The sequence below is a fragment of the Streptomyces sp. MBT65 genome (assembly GCF_016612545.1).
In the GTDB taxonomy this organism is placed as follows: domain Bacteria; phylum Actinomycetota; class Actinomycetes; order Streptomycetales; family Streptomycetaceae; genus Streptomyces.
Genome location: NZ_JAENRY010000146.1, coordinates 1 through 19,094, shown reverse-complemented (window position 1 = coordinate 19,094; position 19,094 = coordinate 1). Strand labels below are relative to the sequence as shown.

17 protein-coding genes and 1 pseudogene are annotated in these 19,094 nt (G+C 71.0%); 3 read left to right on the top strand and 15 right to left on the bottom strand.

Annotated elements, in window-relative coordinates; translation table 11 throughout:
- Positions 1–144: 144 nt before the first annotated feature.
- Positions 145–720: pseudogene (locus tag JHN63_RS53130) on the top strand (D-alanyl-D-alanine carboxypeptidase family protein); the annotation flags it as partial.
- Between the two features lie 59 nt (positions 721–779).
- Here the strand turns inward: JHN63_RS53130 and JHN63_RS53125 are convergent.
- The 12 genes from JHN63_RS53125 to JHN63_RS29500 form a co-directional block, all read right to left on the bottom strand.
- Positions 780–2,162, bottom strand: a complete 1,383-nt coding sequence (locus JHN63_RS53125) for a glycosyltransferase 87 family protein (RefSeq protein ID WP_234477905.1) — start codon at positions 2,160–2,162, stop codon at positions 780–782.
- Entirely contained in the window at positions 2,159–3,553 is a 1,395-nt protein-coding gene (gene mptB, locus JHN63_RS29550) for a polyprenol phosphomannose-dependent alpha 1,6 mannosyltransferase MptB (RefSeq protein ID WP_200686335.1), read from the bottom strand. The genes JHN63_RS53125 and mptB overlap by 4 nt, the downstream gene beginning before the upstream one ends.
- A 135-nt stretch (positions 3,554–3,688) precedes the next feature.
- A complete protein-coding gene (locus JHN63_RS29545) occupies positions 3,689–4,621 on the bottom strand; it encodes a glutaminase (protein WP_200686333.1) in 933 nt (310 codons plus the stop codon).
- 35 nt (positions 4,622–4,656) lie between these two features.
- A complete protein-coding gene (gene aspA, locus JHN63_RS29540) occupies positions 4,657–6,066 on the bottom strand; it encodes an aspartate ammonia-lyase (RefSeq protein WP_200686331.1) in 1,410 nt (469 codons plus the stop codon).
- Positions 6,067–6,184: 118 nt separating this feature from the next.
- Positions 6,185–7,204, bottom strand: coding sequence for an asparaginase (locus JHN63_RS29535; protein ID WP_200686329.1), 1,020 nt, complete (start codon positions 7,202–7,204; stop codon positions 6,185–6,187).
- A gap of 32 nt (positions 7,205–7,236) precedes the next feature.
- Positions 7,237–8,664, bottom strand: a complete 1,428-nt coding sequence (locus JHN63_RS29530) for an amino acid permease (protein WP_200686343.1) — start codon at positions 8,662–8,664, stop codon at positions 7,237–7,239.
- Positions 8,665–8,738: 74 nt separating this feature from the next.
- Positions 8,739–9,416, bottom strand: a complete 678-nt coding sequence (locus JHN63_RS29525; RefSeq protein WP_200686341.1) for a FadR/GntR family transcriptional regulator — start codon at positions 9,414–9,416, stop codon at positions 8,739–8,741.
- 172 nt (positions 9,417–9,588) lie between these two features.
- The gene (locus JHN63_RS29520; protein ID WP_200686327.1) at positions 9,589–10,425 is read right to left on the bottom strand and encodes an undecaprenyl-diphosphate phosphatase; all 837 of its coding nucleotides are present in this window, start codon (positions 10,423–10,425) and stop codon (positions 9,589–9,591) included.
- Between the two features lie 88 nt (positions 10,426–10,513).
- Complete coding sequence (gene crcB, locus JHN63_RS29515) at positions 10,514–10,888, bottom strand: fluoride efflux transporter CrcB (protein ID WP_200686325.1); 375 nt, start codon at positions 10,886–10,888, stop codon at positions 10,514–10,516.
- Positions 10,885–11,277: a DUF190 domain-containing protein gene (locus JHN63_RS29510; RefSeq protein WP_200686323.1), complete on the bottom strand. Its 393-nt coding sequence runs from the start codon at positions 11,275–11,277 to the stop codon at positions 10,885–10,887. The genes crcB (JHN63_RS29515) and JHN63_RS29510 overlap by 4 nt, the downstream gene beginning before the upstream one ends.
- The gene (crcB, locus tag JHN63_RS29505; protein WP_200686321.1) at positions 11,274–11,735 is read right to left on the bottom strand and encodes a fluoride efflux transporter CrcB; all 462 of its coding nucleotides are present in this window, start codon (positions 11,733–11,735) and stop codon (positions 11,274–11,276) included. The genes JHN63_RS29510 and crcB (JHN63_RS29505) overlap by 4 nt, the downstream gene beginning before the upstream one ends.
- Positions 11,736–11,899: 164 nt before the next feature.
- On the bottom strand, positions 11,900–12,862 hold the full coding sequence (locus tag JHN63_RS29500) for an SMP-30/gluconolactonase/LRE family protein (RefSeq protein ID WP_200686319.1): 963 nt from the start codon (positions 12,860–12,862) through the stop codon (positions 11,900–11,902).
- Between the two features lie 170 nt (positions 12,863–13,032).
- On the opposite strand from JHN63_RS29500, the gene JHN63_RS29495 reads away from it, so the two are divergent.
- Entirely contained in the window at positions 13,033–13,908 is an 876-nt protein-coding gene (locus JHN63_RS29495) for a ribonuclease BN (protein WP_307782012.1), read from the top strand.
- Between the two features lie 20 nt (positions 13,909–13,928).
- Here JHN63_RS29495 and JHN63_RS29490 read toward each other — a convergent pair whose 3' ends face one another.
- Positions 13,929–14,210, bottom strand: coding sequence for an ArsR family transcriptional regulator (locus JHN63_RS29490; protein WP_200686317.1), 282 nt, complete (start codon positions 14,208–14,210; stop codon positions 13,929–13,931).
- 349 nt (positions 14,211–14,559) lie between these two features.
- Positions 14,560–16,581 carry a beta-galactosidase gene (locus JHN63_RS29485; protein ID WP_200686315.1) on the bottom strand — a complete coding sequence of 674 codons (2,022 nt, stop codon included), beginning with the start codon at positions 16,579–16,581 and terminating at the stop codon, positions 14,560–14,562.
- 176 nt (positions 16,582–16,757) lie between these two features.
- On the opposite strand from JHN63_RS29485, the gene JHN63_RS29480 reads away from it, so the two are divergent.
- Positions 16,758–17,789, top strand: a complete 1,032-nt coding sequence (locus JHN63_RS29480; RefSeq protein WP_200686339.1) for a LacI family DNA-binding transcriptional regulator — start codon at positions 16,758–16,760, stop codon at positions 17,787–17,789.
- 43 nt (positions 17,790–17,832) lie between these two features.
- Here the strand turns inward: JHN63_RS29480 and JHN63_RS29475 are convergent.
- A partial coding sequence (locus JHN63_RS29475; RefSeq protein ID WP_200686313.1) for a hypothetical protein occupies positions 17,833–19,094 on the bottom strand: 1,262 nt, incomplete at its 5' end.

Sequence of the window (19,094 nt, the reverse complement as noted above, 5' to 3'; positions counted from 1 at the left end):
GGCGTCCTCGCCTTCACCCCCGTCGCGGCGGCAGCCGACACCGGGTCGGATCCCAGCACCCAGGTCCACCCCCACCCCGGCGCCCCCCGACTCCCGGACCTCTCCGCCCTCTCCTGGCTCGTCGCGGACACCCGCACCGGCGACATCCTGGCCGCCCATGACGCCCACCGCAGGCTCCCACCCGCCAGCACCCTGAAGACCCTGTTCGCCCTGACCGTCCTCCCCACGCTCCCCGGAGGGCTCCGGCACCGCGTCACCGAGGAGGACCTGGCCGGCATCGGCGAGGGCAGCAGCCTGGTCGGGGTCGAGGCGGGCCACACCTACCGCGTCGCCGACCTGTGGCGCGGGGTCTTCCTCAACTCCGGGAACGACGCCGTGCACGTCCTGGCCGCCCTCAACGGCGGCTGGGACGCCACGGCCGCCCGGATGCAGGCCAAGGCGCGCTCCCTGGGCGCCCTCGACACACAGGTCGTCTCGCCGGACGGCTACGACACCGACGGCCAGGTGTCCTCCGCCTTCGACCTCGCGGTGTTCGGCCGGGCCGGGCTGCGCAACCCGGACTTCGCGCGGTACTGCTCCACCGCCGAGGCGCAGTTCCCGGGTGACGGGTCGTCGTACGGGATCCAGAACACCAACCGGCTACTGACCGGCAACGACGGCGTCGAGCCGTATCCGGGGCTGATCGGTGTGAAGAACGGCTACACCACGCACGCCGGGAACACGCTCGTCGCGGCGGCGCGCCGGGGCGGGCGGTCGCTCGTCGTCACGGTGATGAACCCTCAGGCGGGCGGCGGTTTCACCGTGTACGAGGAGGCGCGCGAGTTGCTCGACTGGGGTTTCGCGGCTGCCGGGCGGGTCGATCCGGTGGGGTCGCTGGACGCGTTGCGGGCGAGGCCCAGGCCGCGGCCGGGTCCCGCGGCCGTGCCGGTGGCCGCCGCTGCCGTGGCGGACGAGGGTCCGGGCTGGGCCGAGACCGCGGCGATCGTGGCCGCCGCGGTGCTGGGCGCGGGTGCGGTGGTGCTGGCGTTGCGGTTCAGGGGCGCGCGGTTGCCCAGGGCGTGACCCGTCGGCAGCCACAGCAGCAGGCCGAGGGTGATCCAGGTGTACGTGTTGCTGCCGAGGAAGCCGTCGATGCCCGAGGAGTCGTCGAACCACAGCCACACCACGCTGGTGCACATCACCGCGTACAGGGCACCCGCGATCCGCGCGTGCCCGGCGCGGATCAGCACGGCGAAGGACGGCAGCAGCCACACCAGATGGTGCACCCAGGTGATCGGGCTGATCAGACACGCGGTCAGCCCGGTCAGCGCGAACGCGGCGATCCAGTCCCCCGCGCCGACCGCGCGGCGCGCCCGCACCGCCCACACGCACAGCACGAGGACGACGACCGTCGCCCACAGCGGGCGGCCCGTCTCGCCGAGGCGGGCCAGGACGCCTTGCAGGGACTGGTTGGAGACGTAGTCGAGACGGCCCACGCGGGTGGTGTCCCACATGGCCTGGGTCCAGTAGAACTTCGAGGCGCCCGGCACCACCAGGGCCGCGAGCCCGGTCGCCGCGAGCGCCACAGCCGTCGCCACCGCGGCGGCTTTCCAGCGTCTGGCCAGCAGCAACAGGCCGATGAACACCGCCGGCGTGAGCTTGACGGCCGCCGCGAGGCCGATGCCGACGCCCGCCCAGCGGCCCCGGCCGTTGGAGAGCAGCCAGCCGTCGCCGAGAACGAGGGCCAGCAGGAGCAAGTTCACCTGCCCGAAGCTGAAGGTGTCGCGCAACGGCTCGAACAGCGCAAGACCGCAGGCCACCAGCGCCCACCCGAACCAGCCGTAGCGCCGCCACCCGGGCCCGGCGAGGATGCGCAGCACCACGGCGAGGGCCGTCAGGTTGAGGACGAGCGCGGCGGCGATCGCGGCGCCGAGCCCGAGGTACCCCATCGGGGCCATGCTGACGGCGGCGAACGGCGGGTAGGTGAAGCCGTACGTCGTCCCGGGCACGTGGTAGTCGTAGATCCGGCCGCCGTGGTGGAGCCAGGTGTGGACCGTGCCGTAGTAGACGCGCAGGTCGAACCAGTCGCGCAGCAGCGGGACGGTCGCGGTGAAGACGGTGACGACGGCCGCGAGGGCCAGCACCAGGAGGAGGCGGCCGCGGTCGGTGGTGGGCGCTCTCATGCCGTACGTCCCAGGGCCGGGGCCTCGGCCGCCTGGCGGGCCTGCCAGAGGACGACGATCGCGAGGACACCGCCGGAGACGGCCAGGACGAGTTGTCCTACGTCGGCGGGGCCGCCGCTGGGCAGGACGGCGAGGGCGAGGACGCCGGTCACGGCGGCCACTCGATGCCGTACGGAGGTGCTGGGCGCGGCGGCGGCGATGAGGAACAGGCCCCACAGCGCGTACCAGGGGCGGATGGCGGGGCCGAAGGCGGCCACGACCGCGAGGCTCAGGCCGAGCGCGTAGACCGGGCTCGGGCGCAGGCGGAACCATATGGCGAGGATGGCCGCGCCGGTGACCGCGAGGCCGAGGGCGTGCCAGGCCGGGATCGCGAAGGGCGCGAGATCGCTGCCGAGGTGTTCCAGCAGGGCGCCGGTGGCGCGGCCGAGGAGGCTGGTGAGGGCCCAGTTGTGTGCCGAGACGGGTGTGTCGAGGGCGCCTATCCAGCCGTAGCCCGTGCCCGCGACGGCCGTGGCGGCGACCGTGGTGACCGCGGACGCGACGACGGTCGTGGTGACGGCCTTGGCCGGGCGGTGACCCGCGCGGATCTGGAGCAGCACGACCGCGGCGAGCCCGAGCGCGGCCGGTGCCTTGACGAGCGCGGCGAGCGTGACGAGTACGGCGCCGACGACCGGCCAGCGGCCGAGGGCGGCGACCAGGCCGACGCCGAGCAGCCCGAGCATGATCGCGTCGTTGTGGGCGCCCGCGACGAGGTGCAGCAGCACGAGCGGGTTGAGGGCGCCGAGCCAGAGCGCGGCGGCCGGGTCGGCGCCGCTGTGCCGGGCGAGCCGGGGCAGCGCGGCGGCCATCAGGCCCACCCCGAGGAGCGCTATGACCCGCATCCCGAAGAGCCCGGCGGGGAGTTCGCCGCGGGTCAGTCCGGAGAGCCCCGACGCCACGGCGAGGAACACCGGGCCGTACGGCGCTCCGGTGTGCTGCCACAGCGGGGCGACCTCGTCGGCGAGGGGACCGCCGAGCGTGGCGGGGCCGTGTGCGTAGACGTCCATGTGGGCGTCGACCATGGCGCCCTGCGCGAGGTAGCTGTACACGTCCCGGCTGAACAGCGGCGGCGCGAGCAGCAGCGGGGACGCCCACACGGCGAGGACCAGGAACAGGGAACGCGGAGTCGGCGGTTCGTCGCTGCGGATCAGCTTGCCCAGCAGCAGCCAGGCCGCTATCAGCAGGACGACACCGAAGTAGACCCCGACCAGCCCGAGCGCCGCCTGTGCGGAGGCCGGGGAGAAGAGGTCGGCGGACGGGAGTGCCCCGGCCGTCTCACCGCCCAGCGCGAGGACGGCGGTTCCGGCCAGACCGAGTATCCGGCAGCGGCGGAGATCGACGGGAAAAGCCATGGCCAACACTCGCCAAGCGTGTCAACGCCGGATGGCGGGAAAGCGACGTGCCGCTCTCCGTGCGGAGACCTGCGCATGACCGCCGTGTGATCGGGCCTCGCCACCCGTGAATTCGCCGTGCGCGGGGGGATCCAGTCAGAACACCGACACCCCGGTGAGCGTCGTGAAACGGTCCAGGGCCGCGACCCCGGCGACCGAGTTGCCCCGCTCGTCGAGTCCCGGGCTCCACACGGCGATGGTGCAGCGGCCCGGGACGATCGCGATGATCCCGCCGCCCACCCCGCTCTTGCCGGGAAGTCCCACCCGGTAGGCGAACTCCCCCGCCGCGTCGTACGTCCCGCAGGTCAGCATCACCGCGTTGACCTGCTTGGCCTGGGTGAGGGTGAGCAGCCGGGTGCCGTCGGCGCGGCTGCCGTGCCGGGCCAGGAAACCGGCCGCGAGGGCGAGGTCGGCGCAGGACGCCATGATGGAGCACTGCCGGAAGTACTGGTCGAGGAGGACGGGCACCTCGTTGTCGATGTTCCCGTAGGACTTCATGAAGTGGGCGAGGGCCGCGTTGCGGTCGCCGTTCGCGGACTCGGAGGCGGCGACCTCCTTGTCGAAGTCGAGGGACGGGTTGCCGCTCTCCGTACGCAGGAAGGCCAGCAGTTCACCGGCCGCGTCTCCGGTACGGGTCTGGAGGCGGTCGGTGACGACGAGCGCGCCCGCGTTGATGAACGGGTTGCGCGGGATGCCGCTCTCGTACTCCAGCTGGACAAGGGAGTTGAAGGGGTTGCCGGAGGGCTCGCGGCCCACGTGCTCCCACAGTTCGTCGCCCTCGCGGGCCAGGTCGAGGGCGAGGGTGAAGACCTTGGTGATGGACTGCGTGGAGAACGGCTGCCGCCAGTCCCCCACGCCGTACACCGTGCCGTCCAGTTCCGCGACGGCCATGCCGAAGCTGCGCGGGTCGCAGGCGGCGAGCGCCGGGATGTAGTCGGCGGGCCGGCCGCGTCCGGGGGTCCGCTCGATCTCGGCGGCGATGCGCTCCAGGACCGGCTGGAAGGTCATCGATGGGGACATGATCACCATTGTGCCTCCGGGCCGGTCCTGGTGCGCGTCCGCGGTCAGCCCGCGACGGGTCCGCTGCCGGCCAGGACCTCGGGCCGCAGCAGGGCGGCAAGGGTCTCGGCGGGCAACAGGCCCTTCTCCAGGACGAGTTCGGCCACGCCCCGGCCGGAGGCGAGGGCCTCCTTGGCGATGTCGGTGGCGGCCGTGTACCCGATGTGCGGGTTGAGCGCGGTCACCAGGCCGATGGAGTTCTCCACACTCGCGCGCAGCGCCTCGGTGTTGGCGGTGATGCCGTCCACGCAGCGCTCGGCCAGCGTGAGGCAGGCGGCCCGCAGATGCGTGATGCTCTCCGACAGCGAGTGCAGGATGATCGGCTCGAACGCGTTGAGCTGGAGCTGTCCGGCCTCGGCGGCCATGGTGATGGTGACGTCGTTGCCGATCACCTCGAAGGCGACCTGGTTGACGACCTCGGGGATCACCGGGTTGACCTTGCCGGGCATGATGCTCGAACCGGCCTGTACCGGCGGCAGGTTGATCTCCCCGAGCCCCGCGCGCGGCCCCGAGGACAGCAGCCGCAGATCGTTGCAGCTCTTGGAGAGCTTGACCGCGACCCGCTTCAGCACGCCCGACATCTGTACGAACGCCCCGCAGTCCTGCGTTGCCTCGACCAGGTTCGCCGCCGTCACGAGCGGTAGTCCGGTGATCTCGGCGAGGTGCCGACGGGCCGACTCCGCGTACCCGGCGGGAGCGTTGAGTCCGGTGCCGATGGCCGTGGCGCCCAGGTTGATCTCATGGATCAACTGGACAGCCTCGTCAAGACGTTGACGATCCTCGTCAATCATGACCGCGTACGCCGAGAACTCTTGACCGAGCGTCATGGGAACCGCGTCCTGCAACTGTGTACGGCCCATCTTGAGCACGTCACGGAACTCGACGGCCTTACGGGCGAACGCGTCCTCCAGTACAGACATGGACGCGATCAACCCATGTACGGCGAAGACAGTCGCTATCTTGACCGCGGTCGGATACACGTCATTGGTCGACTGGCCAAGGTTGACGTCCTCGTTCGGGTGCAGGTACTGGTACTCGCCCTTGCCGTGCCCCAGCAACTCCAACGCCCGGTTGGCGACAACCTCGTTGGCGTTCATGTTGGTGGAGGTCCCGGCCCCGCCCTGCACCACGTCCACGACGAACTGGTCGTGCAGCTTCCCGTCCCGGATCTCCCGGCAGGCGGCGACAATGGCGGCCGTCTTCTCCGACGACAGCAGCCCCAACTCCTCATTGGCGAGAGCGGCGGCCTCCTTGACGGCGGCAAGGGCATTGATCAAGTGCGGGTAGACGGAGATCGGCGTCCCGGTGATGGGGAAGTTCTCGGTGGCACGCAGGGTATGAACACCCCAATAGGCATCGCCGGGTACATCCCGATCCCCGAGCAGATCATGTTCGCGACGGGTAATGGCAGACATGGGGTCCTCTTTCCAACAGCGTTCAGGTCACTTAGGGGCGCGGGGCGTTATCGATGTGCGGCTACCGCCGTGTGGGCGCGGCCGGCCACAGCGGACCCGCGGATTCCAAACAACCGATCTAGGCACACGCGGACAACGGCGAGACAGGGTCCAGTGCACGCACCGGCCGGACGCAACCCACCGGTTCGCCACCCCCGAGCAACGCCTCCCCCGCGAACCCGCCGAGCAACGAGGCAGAGACCCCGGCCCGCACAAGCCCAGCGGCAGCGACCGGCACCCGCGCCCGATTCGCCCCGTCCGAGATCTTCACCGCGACAGCCCGCCCATCGGGCAACGCCGCAACCTCGACCCCCTCGAACCCGTCCTTGGCCAACAGCCCGGGCACCGCCCGCATCAACGCGGCGACATCCCGCCCCGCCCCGGACGCCATCTCCGGAAACGCCCGCATCGCGTCCGCGACCCGGGACTCGGGCGTCCCCGGCGCGGACGTGACGATCCGCGAAATGCCCCGGGCGAGCCCGTGCAGGGAGATGGAGAACAGAGGCGCCCCGCACCCGTCGACACTCACGCGAGCGATCCGCTGCCCGGTGAGATCCTCGACGATCTCGGCGATCGCCTGCTGCAACGGGTGCGCGGGGTCGAGATAGTCGTCCAGGGACCAGCCGTTGAGCTTCGACACGTAGAGCATCGCCGCGTGCTTCCCGGAACAGTTCTGGGCGAGCCGGGACGGCGACCGTCCCTCGCGCACCCAGGTGTCACGGACGTCGGGGCCGTAGGGCAGATCGGGGACGTTGCGCAGGTCGTCCTCGGTCAGCCCGGCGAGTTCGAGGATGCGCCGGGTCCCGGCGAGGTGGCGTTCCTCGCCGGAGTGGCTGGCGGCGGCGAGCGAGAGCAGCTCGCCGTCCAGTGGGAGTCCCGCCCTGAGCATGGCGACGGCCTGGAGGGGTTTGATCGCCGAGCGCGGGTAGAACGCGGCCTCGATGTCGCCGAGTTGGAGCTGGACCTGGCCGTCGGCGTCGAGGACGACGACGGAGCCGTAGTGGATGCCCTCGATCATTCCGCCGCGTATCAGGTGGGCGACGGGTGCGTGGAGGGGTTCACGGATGAGGGGTGGGTCCGCGAGGGGACTGCTGTACATCACTGCCTGTCGGGGTCAGGACGGCGTGGGTCTCACGCGTCGGGTGCGGTGGTGGACGTGTGCGCGACGCGGCGGCGGACGGCGAACCATCCGGCGACCAGCGCGGCGGCGATCAGCGGCAGACAGAGCACGGTGGTGCGTCCGGCGCCGCCGTCGGCGTACATGAGGACCAGGACGGAGGCGAGGAAGGCCAGCGTCACGAGTTCGGTCCAGGGGGAACCCGGCAACCGGTAGGTGGGGCGGGTCAGTTCGCCCTGCTCCGTCTTCCGCCAGAAGAGGAGGTGACAGAGCATGATCATGCCCCAGGTGGCGAGGATGCCGATCGCCGCGAAGTTCAGGACGATCTCGAACGCGTCGGCGGGCACTACGTAGTTGAGGCCGACGCCGAGGACGCAGATGCCGCTGGTGAGCAGGATGCCGCCGTAGGGGACCTGGCTGCGGCTCATGACCGAGGTGAACTTGGGGGCCGAGCCGGACATGGCCATGGAGCGGAGGATGCGGCCGGTGGAGTAGAGGCCGGAGTTGAGCGAGGACATGGCCGCGGTGAGGACGACGAGGTTCATGACGCCGCCCGCGGCCGGGATGCCGATGTTCGACAGCACGGTCACGAAGGGGCTCTGGCCGGCGCTGTACTTGTTCCAGGGCAGCAGCATCGACAGCAGGAGCACCGAGCCGACGTAGAAGAGGCCGACGCGCCACATGATCGAGTTGATCGCCTTCGGCATGATCTTCTCGGGGTTCTCGGTCTCTCCGGCGGCGACGCCGACCAGCTCGACGGAGGCGTAGGCGAAGACGACGCCCTGGATGATCAGGAGCATGGGGAGCATGCCGTTGGGGAAGATGCCGCCGTTGTCGGTGATCAGTGAGGGGCCGGGGGTCGTGCCGTCGACCTGGTGCTGGGTGGCCAGCAGGAAGATGCCGATCAGCATGAAGACGACGAGCGCGCTGACCTTGATGATCGCGAACCAGAACTCCAGCTCGCCGAAGAGCCGTACAGAGATCAAGTTGACCGTCAGGACGACCGCGAGGGCGATCAATGCGATCAACCATTGAGGGATGTCGGAGAACATGCCCCAGTAGTGGGTGTACACGGCCACGGCGGTGATGTCGGCGATGCCGGTGGTGGCCCAGTTCAGGAAGTACATCCAGCCCGCTATGTACGCGCCCTTCTCGCCGAGGAACTCGCGGGCGTACGACACGAAGGCGCCGGACGAGGGCCGGTAGAGGACGAGTTCGCCGAGGGCGCGGACGACGAGGAAGGCGAAGAGGCCGCAGACCGCGTACGCGATGAACAGCGAGGGGCCGGCGTCGGCGAGGCGGCCGCCCGCGCCGAGGAAGAGGCCGGTGCCGATCGCGCCGCCGATGGCGATCATGTTGACGTGCCGGGACTTCAGGGACTTGCTGTAGCCGGCGTCTCCGGCGTCGACATGGCCGGATCGTTTCTGCACGCCGTCGCGCAGCGGCTGTACGCCGTCACGCGGGGGCTGCTCGCCATCGCCCAGGGACTGGTCACTGCCGTGCAGGGACTGCTCGCTCACGCCTCGGGTCCGCCTTCCGTGGGGGTGTCCGTGCGCGCGGGGCGCACGATGTCGGTGAGGGTCGTCTCGACCCGGTCGAGGTGATGGGACATGGCCTCGACGGCGTCCGGCTCGCTGCCGTCGATCAGCGCCTCGACGATCGCCCGGTGCTCGCGGTTGGACTGCTCGCGCCGACCGCCGAGTTCGTTGAGGAACGCGGACTGGCGGGCCAGCGCGTCGCGGATCTCCTCGATCACCCGGCGGAACACCGGGTTCTGGGCGGCCTCCGCCACCGCGAGGTGAAAGAGGGTGTCCATCGCGACCCACGCGGTGGTGTCGGTCTCCTGTTCCATGCGGTCCAGGAGGTGGGCCAGATGGTCCAGGTTCTCCGGGGTGCGGCGCAGTGCCGCGTACCCGGCGACCGGGATCTCGACGTGGCGGCGCACTTCCAGCAGGTCGCTGGCCGCGTAGTCGCCGAAGGTGGGGTCCTCCACGGCGTTGGCCACCACGAAGGTGCCCTTGCCGGTCTTGGAGACGGTCAGCCCCATGGTCTGCAAGGCCCGCAGGGCCTCGCGGAGCACGGGCCGGCTGATCTCCAGGGTGCGGCACAGCTCCGCCTCGGAGGGGAGCTTGTCGCCGATGGCGTAGTCGCCGCGCTCGATGGCGCCGCGGAGGTGGACAAGCACCGCTTCCATGGCGCTGACGCGCCGCGGCCCGACTCCACCTGTCTGGCTGTCTGACAGGTTCACGGACGTGATCCTGCGGGTGACGGGACAGTGCTGTCAAGCGGTCGGAAAGGAAAAATACAGAGGGCGTGCGGCCTGAAAATCCGGCTGCACGCCCTCCGCGATGATCGTCCGTGCGGGGTCAGCTGTTGAGCACACCCGTGCCGAGCAGGCCGAACAGCAGCAGACCGATGACGATCCGGTAGATCACGAACGCGTTGAAGGAGTGCTTCGCGACGAACTTCAGCAGCCAGGCGATGGAGGCGTAGGCCACCACGAACGACACGATCGTGCCGACGGCCAGCGGGGCGGCGCCGACTCCCGCACCCAGGGCGTCCTTCAGCTCGTAGATGCCGGCGCCGGTCAGGGCGGGGATGCCGAGGAAGAAGGAGAGCCGGGTGGCGGCGACCCGGTCCAGGTCGAGGATGAGACCCGTGGACATGGTGGCGCCGGAGCGCGAGAAGCCGGGGAAGAGCAGCGCGAGGATCTGCGAACTGCCCACCAGCATCGCGTCCTTGAACGTGACGTCGTCCTCACCGCGCTTGTGCCGGCCCATCTGGTCCGCCGCCCACATGACACCACTGCCGACGATCAGCGAGGCGGCGACCACCCACAGCGAGCCGAGCGGTCCGTCGATGAGCGGCTTCGCGGCGAGGCCCACCAGCACGATCGGGATCGTCGCGTAGATCACCCACCAGGCGAACCTGTAGTCGTGGTGATAGCGCTCCTCGCGGTTGCGCAGGCCACGGCCCCACGCGGTCACGATCCGCACGATGTCCTTGAAGAAGTACACGAGGACGGCGGCGATCGCGCCGACCTGGATGACGGCCGAGAACCCGACGACGGAGTCGTCGTCGACGGGGATCTTCATCAGCCCCTCGACGATCTTCAGATGGCCGGTGGAGGAGACGGGCAGGAACTCGGTCACCCCCTCGACGACTCCGAGGACGGCGGCCTGACCGACGCTGATGACGCTCATGAGATCCAGTTCTTCGGGATTGGTCGACAGTGCTGTAGACAATAGCGCCGGGGGCGGTGCCGTTCGGGCGCGGGAGCCGCCCGACTTCTTACGCCCACAGGGCCTGCGCGATCGACACCCCGACGAATACCGCGCCGAGGCCCGCCATCACGCTGCCGACGACGTTGGCGGCAGCGTAGAGCCCCGCCCCCGTCTCGGTCAGCCGCAGTGTCTCGTACGAGAAGGTCGAGTACGTCGTCAGGGCCCCGCACAGGCCTGTCCCGACGAGGAGTTGGAGATGTGAGCCCGCCGCACCGGCGGACACCGCGCCGGTCAGCGTGCCCAGGATCAGACAGCCGGTGACGTTCACCGCGAAGGTGCCCCAGGGGAAGACGGAGTCGTGTCGGGTCTGCACGGCGCGGTCGGTGAGATAGCGGAGCGGAGCACCTACGACGGCTCCCGCGACGACCAACAGCCAGTTCACAACGACCTCTTACCCTTCGCGCGACCCCTGGTGTCCGTTTCGCCGGAGTCGTCCGCGCGGCCGACATACCTGATGACCTCGCAGTCGTCGAGGATCACCAGCCCCTCGGTGACGAGTTCGTCGAGCTGCGGCAGGAACGCCCGGACCCGCTCCTCGGTGTCCACGATCACGATCGCCACCGGCAGGTCCTCGCTCAGCGACAGCAGCCGCGAGGTGTGGATCAGGGAGGAGGCGCCGAAGCCCTCGATGCCCCGGAAGACACTGGCACCGGCCAGCCCCGCCTTGTGCGCGCGGTGGACGATCTCCGAGTACAGGGGCTTGTGGCGCCAGGTGTCGTTCTCGCCGATGAAGACGGTCACACGCAGGGCGCCGCCGGTCAGCCTGGTCATCGCTGCCTCCGCTTCAGGACGCGCCGGGCCGCCGTCACTCCGAGCCACACCGCCGCGAGCGCCGCGAGCAGGGTCGCGGCGAGATAGGCCAGCGCGGTGCGGGGATGGCCCGCGTCGACCAGTTTCTGGATGTCGACGGCGTACGTCGAGAAGGTGGTGAATCCGCCGAGCACGCCGGTGCCGAAGAACGGCCGCACCAGCCGGTGCGGGGCCCACACCTCGGTGACCACCACCATGAACACGCCTATGACGGCGCAGCCCACCACATTGATCCCGAACGTCGCCCAGGGAAATCCGCCGCTCCGCGCGGGCCACCACAGGGAGGCCCCGTAGCGGGCCACGGCACCGATCGCGCCGCCGAGCGCGACCACCGCGACGACCGGTCCCTGACCGCGCCAGACGGACGGGCGCGGGGCCCGGGTCGGGGCGCGCAGGCTCTCGGCTTCGGGGGCTGTCACGGCCGTACGTCTCCTACTCGTCGGGGGCCCCGAGGGCACACGCCTCTACAAGTAGGGACCGTTGGCGGCACCTCTGCCGCGGTTCGGGTACGGCGGGCCCCACCGCCGCGCCGCGAGAGCTGATCGCGGCCGGGCATCAGGGTAACGCCGGGGGCCTGCCGGGGTCACTTCGGGGCGGGCGGCTCGCACAGCGCGACACCGCGTTCGCGGAGGCTGCCCAGGACGAGATGGCCGGCCGCCTCGCAGGCACTGGTCACCATGCGGAAGGACGAGCCGCGCGCGACGAGGTGGTGGACGATCCGTCCCGTGTCGTCGACCGCGAGGGCCCCGATCATGCCCGTGGGATGGAACGGCACATGCACGGCGATACGGCCGGCCGTGTGCCGTACGGCGTCCGAGCCCCGGTGGAGGAGGTCGAGCGGGGCCACGCGGGGGCCGGCCAGGGCCACCCAGATCGGCCCGTCGGTTCCGGCGCGCCAGATGTTGTCGGGCATCCCGGGGAGGTCGTCGGCGAAGACGTCGCTCCGGCCCGCCTGCGGTCCGGTAAGCCAGTAGCGGGTGAGGCGGTACGCGCCGGTCTCGGCGATCGCCAGGAAGGACTCGTCCGCGCTGGGAGCAAGGCCGTTGGCGAACTGGAGCCCGTCCAGGAGGACTTCGGGGGTGTCGCTGCCGGGCGCGAGGCGCAACAGCCGTCCGGTGCCGGTGTGTTCGACGATGTCGGCGAGCCACTGGTGGAGCGGGTAGCGCCGGCTGGAGACGGTGAAGTACACGCTGCCGTCGGACAGCGCGACCACGTTGCTGCAGAACCGCAGCGGCTCCCCCGCCACCGAGTCGGCGAGGACGCGCACCGTGCCGTCCGACAGGTCGACGCGCAGCAGCCCGCGTTCCGCGTCGCACACCAACAGGGCGTCGTCCGCGAGGAGTTCGAGGCCGAGCGGCCTGCCGCCGGTGTCGGCGAGGGTCTCCACCCGTACCGTCTCCGGGTCGCTCAGGCCGTCGAGGCGGAGGATGCGGCCGTCCTCGACGCCGGTCAGCACCCGGCCGCGGGTGTCGGCGACCACGTCCTCCGGGCCGCGGCCGCCGATCGCGACGTAGCGGCGGGCGAGCAGGGCCTCGGGTCGGTCCATGAAAGCCTCCACGGTTCGGGTCGGCGAGCGTACGCTTGCTGCTCTTCCCGGTCATCGCGGCATCCGGTCACGTGTGCCGAGCGTATTGCCGGCAACCCGGATCCCGCTGCCGGTCGGCGAGAAGGGGGCCTCATGTCACGGTCGGCCACCCGGCGTGCGGGACGGCCGCGGTGAGACGGGTGCGGGCGCTGTGGCAGGGGCTGGGGCTCGCCGAACTCAACCGGCGCGGGCGGGAGTTGGAGCTGCTCCACCGGGCCATGGGGTTCGCGACGCTGGCCCTGGTGACGCTGGCGCCGCTGCTGATCGTGGTGGCCGCGGCCGATCCGATCGGGCACGGCGGGTTCGCGCTGTGGCTGGTGGACGGCATGGACCTGTCCGGCCGCTCGGCCCGCGCGCTCACCGATGTCTTCACCCCGCCGCGCAAGGTCATCGGCACCACCAGTGCGTGGAGCGTGGCCCTGCTCGCCCTGTTCGGCCTGTCCTTCGCGTCGAGCGTGCAGAACGGCTACGAGCACGTGTGGCGCCCCACCGGCGCCCCCTGGCATCGCATCTGGCGGCAGCTCATCTGGCTGGTCATGCTGATGGGCTACCTGTACGCGCAGGTGCAGACCCGCAGCGTCCTGGAGGGCACGCCGCGCATCCTGCTCAGCATGGCGGCGGGCCTGCTGTTCTTCTGGTGGGGCCCGCACTTCCTGCTCAGCCGTCAGGTCCACTGGCGCTATCTGCTGCCGGGCGCGCTCGCCACGATGGCGGGCCTGGTCGGGCTGCGCTGGTTCTCGTACCTGGTGTTCACCCCGCTCCTGGTCACGCAGGCGGTCAGCTACGGCCCGGTCGGCACGGTCCTGGTGGTGGAGTCCTGGCTGGTCGGCGTGGGCTTCGTGCTCTACGGCGGCGCACTGGTGGGCCGGCTGCTGTGCGAGCGGTTCGGGGACCCGGACGCGGTGTTCCGCACCGAGCCGGAGGCACCCGAGGCATCGGAGGAAGCGGAGACATCGGAAGGAGCGGAGGCACCGCAGGAAGCGGACGCCGAGCAGGACACGGTGTGACGCTCGGCCCGCAGGCCCGGCTACCAACCCTTCTCGAACATCCGGGCCACCTCGGCGATACGGACCTCGTCGCGCCGGTAGTAGGTGCGCAGCCGGATCCGTCGGGTGCGCAACAGGCCCAGGGACACGAGGAGTTCGAGGTGGGTCTCGGCCACCTGGCGGGACACGCCCAGCTTGGCCGCCACCGCCTCCGAGCCGACCCCGGCCTCGGCGAGATACCGATGGGGCGGGAAGTGGGCGGCCGGATCTCTCAGCCACTCCAGGATGTCCAATCGTCGTTGCCCAACCGGAGTCCTCAGCATCTCGTGCCCCTCCGTCCTGCGCGCCTCGTGCCGCGTCCTCCCACTCTCCCGCAGCACGGCCCGTCTCGTCCCGGACTCGGTGACCCTTGTCCGGGACCGAACGGTCCTGTTCGAGGGGGCCGATCGGCCCTGGTGCGCGGGACGACGTGCGGGGCGCGGCCACACCCGTGGGACGGGACACCGGCTCCCGAAGCAGACGATGGCCGAACCGCACCGCCGTAGCCGAACAGAACCGCACGCGCGGAAGGTCCCGGGCCGCAGGACCGGACGGCGGAAAACCGCTCGCCCGGAGGGAGGGCGTCCCCCTCCGCCCGCGGCACACGGCTCGCGCGGGCGGAGGGGTGTCGGGTCAGCCGTCGAGTCGTAGGACCCGCACGGCTCCGGCGGGGACCGCGAGGTCGCCCGCGGCGCGATCGCCGGTCAGCAGCTCGGTGCCGTCGGTGCCCAGCGGCAGCTTGACGTCCGAGGCGCTGTGGTTGATCGCGAAGAGGAAACTGCCGGACTCGCCTTCCCTGCGCACGAGTTCGACGTCGTACGGCAGGTCGGCGCGAGGCGCGATCCGGGCGTCCTCCGTCGCCCAGCCGAGCAGGGCGTCCAGGCCGTGGGCGTCGAGGCGGGTCGACACGTACCAGGCGGTGCCCTCGCCGAGGCGGTGCCGGGTGACGGCCGGGTGGTCGGCGGTGAGGCCCTCGGCGTACGTCCACACGGTCTCGGCGCCGCGCGGGACCACGAACTCGGTCCAGACGTCGCCGGTGAGTTCGGAGCCGTCGGGTCCGGTGATGCGCACCCGCTGGTCCGCCAGCAAGGGCGAGAACTCCTCGACGGTCAGGCCGAGTACGTCCCGCAGCGCGCCGGGGTACGCGCCCTCGTGGACGGCGTCGTGCTCGTCGACGATGCCGGAGAAGTAGGAGACGACGAGGGTGCCGCCCTGCTCGACGTACCGCTTCAGGTTGCGGCCGGCCGCCTCCGTCGTGAGGTAGAGGGCGGGCACGACGACAAGGGGATAGGCCGACAAGTCGGCTTCCGGATGGGCGAAGTCGACCGTGAGGTGACGGTCGTAGAGCGCCTCGTAGAAGGCGTCGGCGCGCTCGCGGGCGTCGTGGTCCTGGCTGGGGCGCCACTCCAGTTTCTGCGCCCACCACGACTGCCAGTCCCATACGACGGCCACGTCGGCCCGGGTGCGGGTGCCGCGGATCTGGCTCAACTCCTCGACGGACGCGCCGAGTTCGACGACCTCGCGCCAGACACGGGTCTCGGTGCCGCCGTGCGGGAGCATCGCGGAGTGGAACTTCTCGGCGCCGCGCCGCGACTGCCGCCACTGGAAGAACATCGCGCCGTCCGAGCCGCGCGCCACGTGCGAGAGGGCGTTGCGGGCCATCTGGCCGGGGGCCTTGGCGGGGTTGCGGGGCTGCCAGTTGACACCCGAGGTGGAGTGTTCGAGGAGCAGCCAGGGGGCGCCGCCCGCGACGGAGCGGGTGAGGTCGGCGGCCATCGCGAGGTTGACGTGGGTGCGACGGCCGTCGGTGATCAGGTAGTGGTCGTTGGTGACGAGGTCGACCTCGCGGCCCCAGGCCCAGTAGTCGACGGACTCGCACTGGCTGAGGGCGGCCATGAAGTTGGTGGTGACGGGTATGCCGGGCGCGAGGCGGTGCAGGATGTCCCGTTCGGCGACGAAGTTCTCGCGCATCGTCGCGTCCGCGAACCGCGTGTAGTCCAGGGCCTGGGCCGGGTTGACGGCGGTCGGGGTGAGGCGGGGCGGGTTGATCTGGCCGAGGTCCGCGTAGCGCTGGCCCCAGAAGGCCGTTCCCCAGGCCTCGTTGACCCCGTCGACGTCTCCGTACGTCGCCGTCAGCCAGCGGCGGAAGTGGGCGGCACAGGAGTCGCAGTAGCACGCGGAGACGGGGACGCCGTACTCGTTGAAGACGTGCCACAGCGCGAGGGCCGGGTGGGTGCCGTAGCGCTCGGCGAGTTGTGTGGTGATGTTCGCGGCGGCGGCGCGGTAGTCGGCGTTGCTGTGGCAGATCGCGCCGCGTGAGCCGAACTCGTAGCGGGTGCCGTCGGCGGTGACGGGCAGGGCCTCGGGGTGGGCGCGGTAGAACCAGGCGGGCGGGGCGACCGTGGGCGTGCCGAGGTCGGCGCGGATGCCGTGCTCGTGCAGCAGGTCGAGGAGGCGGTCGAGCCAGCCGAAGTCGTACACACCGGGCTCGGGTTCCAGCAGGGCCCAGGAGAAGATCCCGACGCTCACCATGGTGACGCCGGCCTCCCGCATCAGCCGGACGTCCTCCTGCCAGACGCTCTCCGGCCACTGCTCGGGGTTGTAGTCCCCACCGAAGGCGAGCCTGGTGAGGCCCTTCGGGGTGGTCTCCGGCATGGATCTCTCCCGTAGTCGATCATTTGGGAACGTGCACACAGTGCGCCCTGAGGCACCGCCCCAACATAACCGCACGCCAGTGACCGCTGACAAGTGTCCCTGAAGTTTCTCTGCCGCACATGCTGTGAACGCTCCCATACCGGTGCTTCAGGCCGCGCGCCCGGGAGCCGTAGAGTCTGACCATGAGCAATACGGGGGGTCGGCGCAGGCCGCCGACGATCCATGACGTGGCGCGCGAGGCCGGGGTCTCGCGGGGCACGGTGTCGCGAGTCCTCAACGGCGGGCACTATGTGAGCCCGGCCGCGCAGGAGGCCGTCAACGCGGCCATCCGCAGGACGGGTTACGTCGTGAACCGGCACGCCCGCTCGCTGATCACCGGGCGCTCGGACTCGGTCGGTTTCCTGCTGACGGAACCGCAGGAGAAGTTCTTCGAGGACCCCAACTTCAACATCCTGCTGCGCGGCTGCACCCAGGCGCTGGCCGCGCACGACATCCCGCTGCTGCTGATGCTGGCCGGCACCGAGGACGAGCGGCGGCGCATCACGCGGTACATCACCTCCGGGCACGTCGACGGGGTGCTGCTGGTCTCCAGCCACTCCGGGAACCCGGTGGCGGAGGAGCTGAGCGAGGCGGGCGTGCCGCTGGTCGCGTGCGGCAAGCCGATCGGGCTCGGCTCCAAGATCAGCTATGTGGCCGCCGACGACCGGGACGGCGCCCGTGACATGACCCGGCATCTGCTCTCCCTCGGCCGCCGCCGCGTCGGCATGGTCACCGGGCCGCTGGACACGCCGGGCGGTGTCGAGCGCCTCGCCGGCTACAAGGAGGTGCTCGCCGAGGCGGGCATCGCGGTGGACGACGATCTCGTCGTCTCCGGCGACTACAGCCGGCTCAGCGGCGAGCGCGGCGCCGAGCGGCTGCTGGCCCAGGTCCCGGACCTGGACGCGGTGTTCGTCGCCTCCGACCTGATGGCTCGGGGCGTGCTCACCACGTTGGAACGGGCCGGGCGGCGGGTGCCGGAGGACGTGGCGGTCGGCGGCTTCGACGACTCCCCCGCCGCGCTCGCGTCCAGCCCCGAACTCACCACGATGCGGCAGCCGTTCGACCGGATCAGCGCGGAGATGGTGCGGGTGCTGCTGGCGCAGATCGGGGGCGAGGACACGGCGGCGGTGATACTGCCGACGGAGTTGGTGAAGCGCGAGTCGACGTAGGAGGGACACGCCCTTGTGGTGGGCGCGTCCCTTCCCACGGCCGTCAGGCGGACGGGTTGACGATCACGTCGGCCGTGTTGTTCGCGGTGTTCGTGTCGAAGGCGAGGGGTGTGCCGTTGTAGGCCCGGGTCGTGACGTGCCCTGTCGCGTCCGGGACGACCGTGTCGATACGGAGCTGGAACGGGAAGCTGACGTCCAGGTCCGGCTTGGCCCAGGTCGGCAGGGTGCAGGCGTAGTGGGCGATGGTCGGGTCGTCGCCGGCGGTGTGGGCGCCGTGGCAGGTCTTGGGCATGGACGTGGCGACGGTGCCCTGCGGGGCGTAGAAGTCGATCGTGGTGATCGGGTCGCCGGCGCTGATGTCACCGGCCCAGGCCGGTCCGTGGTTGACGAAGCGGAAGCCCGAGGTGACGGTGTCGCCGGCCGCGCCGCTCGCCTCGGTGCCGTAGACGGCGAAGTCGGCGGTGTTGTCCGCGGTGATGTGCCAGGAGCGGCTGTTGTCCGAGCTGTCGAGGTCGGTGACGTCGGCGAGGGGCTCGACGTCGTAGTCGAAGCGGTCGTACAACGCGTGGTCGGTGACGGCGAGTTGGAGGGCTGTCGGCAGTTCGACGGTGGCGCCGGGGGCGATCTCGGTGTCGAAGGAGCAGGTCACGGTGGTGAAGCCGGTGCCGTTGACGTCCGGTCCCGTGTAGGCGCACTGCGGGTAGCGGGTGGTGACGTCGAGGCCGTACGTCGCCCACATGCTCATGGTGAAGCCGTGCGCGGTCTCGTCGCCGGTGTTGGTGATCGAGGACGGCACGGTGAGGCTGGTGCCGGGTGCGACGCCGGTGACGTCCTGCGGGGCAGGGATTCCGAGGTCCACGCCGGAGGCGACCGTGACGGTGGTGTCGTCGCTCCGCGTGGAGACGATCGTGCCGTCGGGGCCGCCGGTGGCCTCGGCGGAGTAGGTGACCGTGCCCTGCGCGCCGAGGGCGGCGCCGGTGAGGGCCCGCACCTGCAACCGCACCTGCGGGCTGTAGCGGATCGGCACGTCCCCGGTGTCGCACACGGCGACGGTGCCGGTGGAGTCCGGCGTGCAGATGGCGGGCCAGGCCACCTCGGCGACCCCCGCGAGCCCGGAGACATCGACGGTCAGCCGTCCGTCGGTCAGGGTGAAGCTGTCGTTGCTGTGCGTCAGGCCGAGCGTCAGCGACCGGTACTGCGCGACACCGCCCTCCGGAGCGACGGTCGCCGCCACGTCGTACGGCGAGTGGATCGCCAGCTCATCGCTCTGCGGTACGTCGTCGGCGACCGTCGCTCCGGAGGGCG

Bases quoted from the DNA above. Each gene is read 5' to 3' on its own strand.
- JHN63_RS53125 (WP_234477905.1), bottom strand. From the start codon at position 2,162: ATGAGAGCGCCCACCACCGACCGCGGCCGCCTCCTCCTGGTGCTGGCC.
- mptB (WP_200686335.1), bottom strand. From the start codon at position 3,553: ATGGCTTTTCCCGTCGATCTCCGCCGCTGCCGGATACTCGGTCTGGCC.
- JHN63_RS29545 (WP_200686333.1), bottom strand. From the start codon at position 4,621: ATGGTGATCATGTCCCCATCGATGACCTTCCAGCCGGTCCTGGAGCGC.
- aspA (WP_200686331.1), bottom strand. From the start codon at position 6,066: ATGTCTGCCATTACCCGTCGCGAACATGATCTGCTCGGGGATCGGGAT.
- JHN63_RS29535 (WP_200686329.1), bottom strand. From the start codon at position 7,204: ATGTACAGCAGTCCCCTCGCGGACCCACCCCTCATCCGTGAACCCCTC.
- JHN63_RS29525 (WP_200686341.1), bottom strand. From the start codon at position 9,416: ATGGAAGCGGTGCTTGTCCACCTCCGCGGCGCCATCGAGCGCGGCGAC.
- JHN63_RS29520 (WP_200686327.1), bottom strand. From the start codon at position 10,425: ATGAGCGTCATCAGCGTCGGTCAGGCCGCCGTCCTCGGAGTCGTCGAG.
- JHN63_RS29510 (WP_200686323.1), bottom strand. From the start codon at position 11,277: ATGACCAGGCTGACCGGCGGCGCCCTGCGTGTGACCGTCTTCATCGGC.
- JHN63_RS29500 (WP_200686319.1), bottom strand. From the start codon at position 12,862: ATGGACCGACCCGAGGCCCTGCTCGCCCGCCGCTACGTCGCGATCGGC.
- JHN63_RS29490 (WP_200686317.1), bottom strand. From the start codon at position 14,210: ATGCTGAGGACTCCGGTTGGGCAACGACGATTGGACATCCTGGAGTGG.
- JHN63_RS29485 (WP_200686315.1), bottom strand. From the start codon at position 16,581: ATGCCGGAGACCACCCCGAAGGGCCTCACCAGGCTCGCCTTCGGTGGG.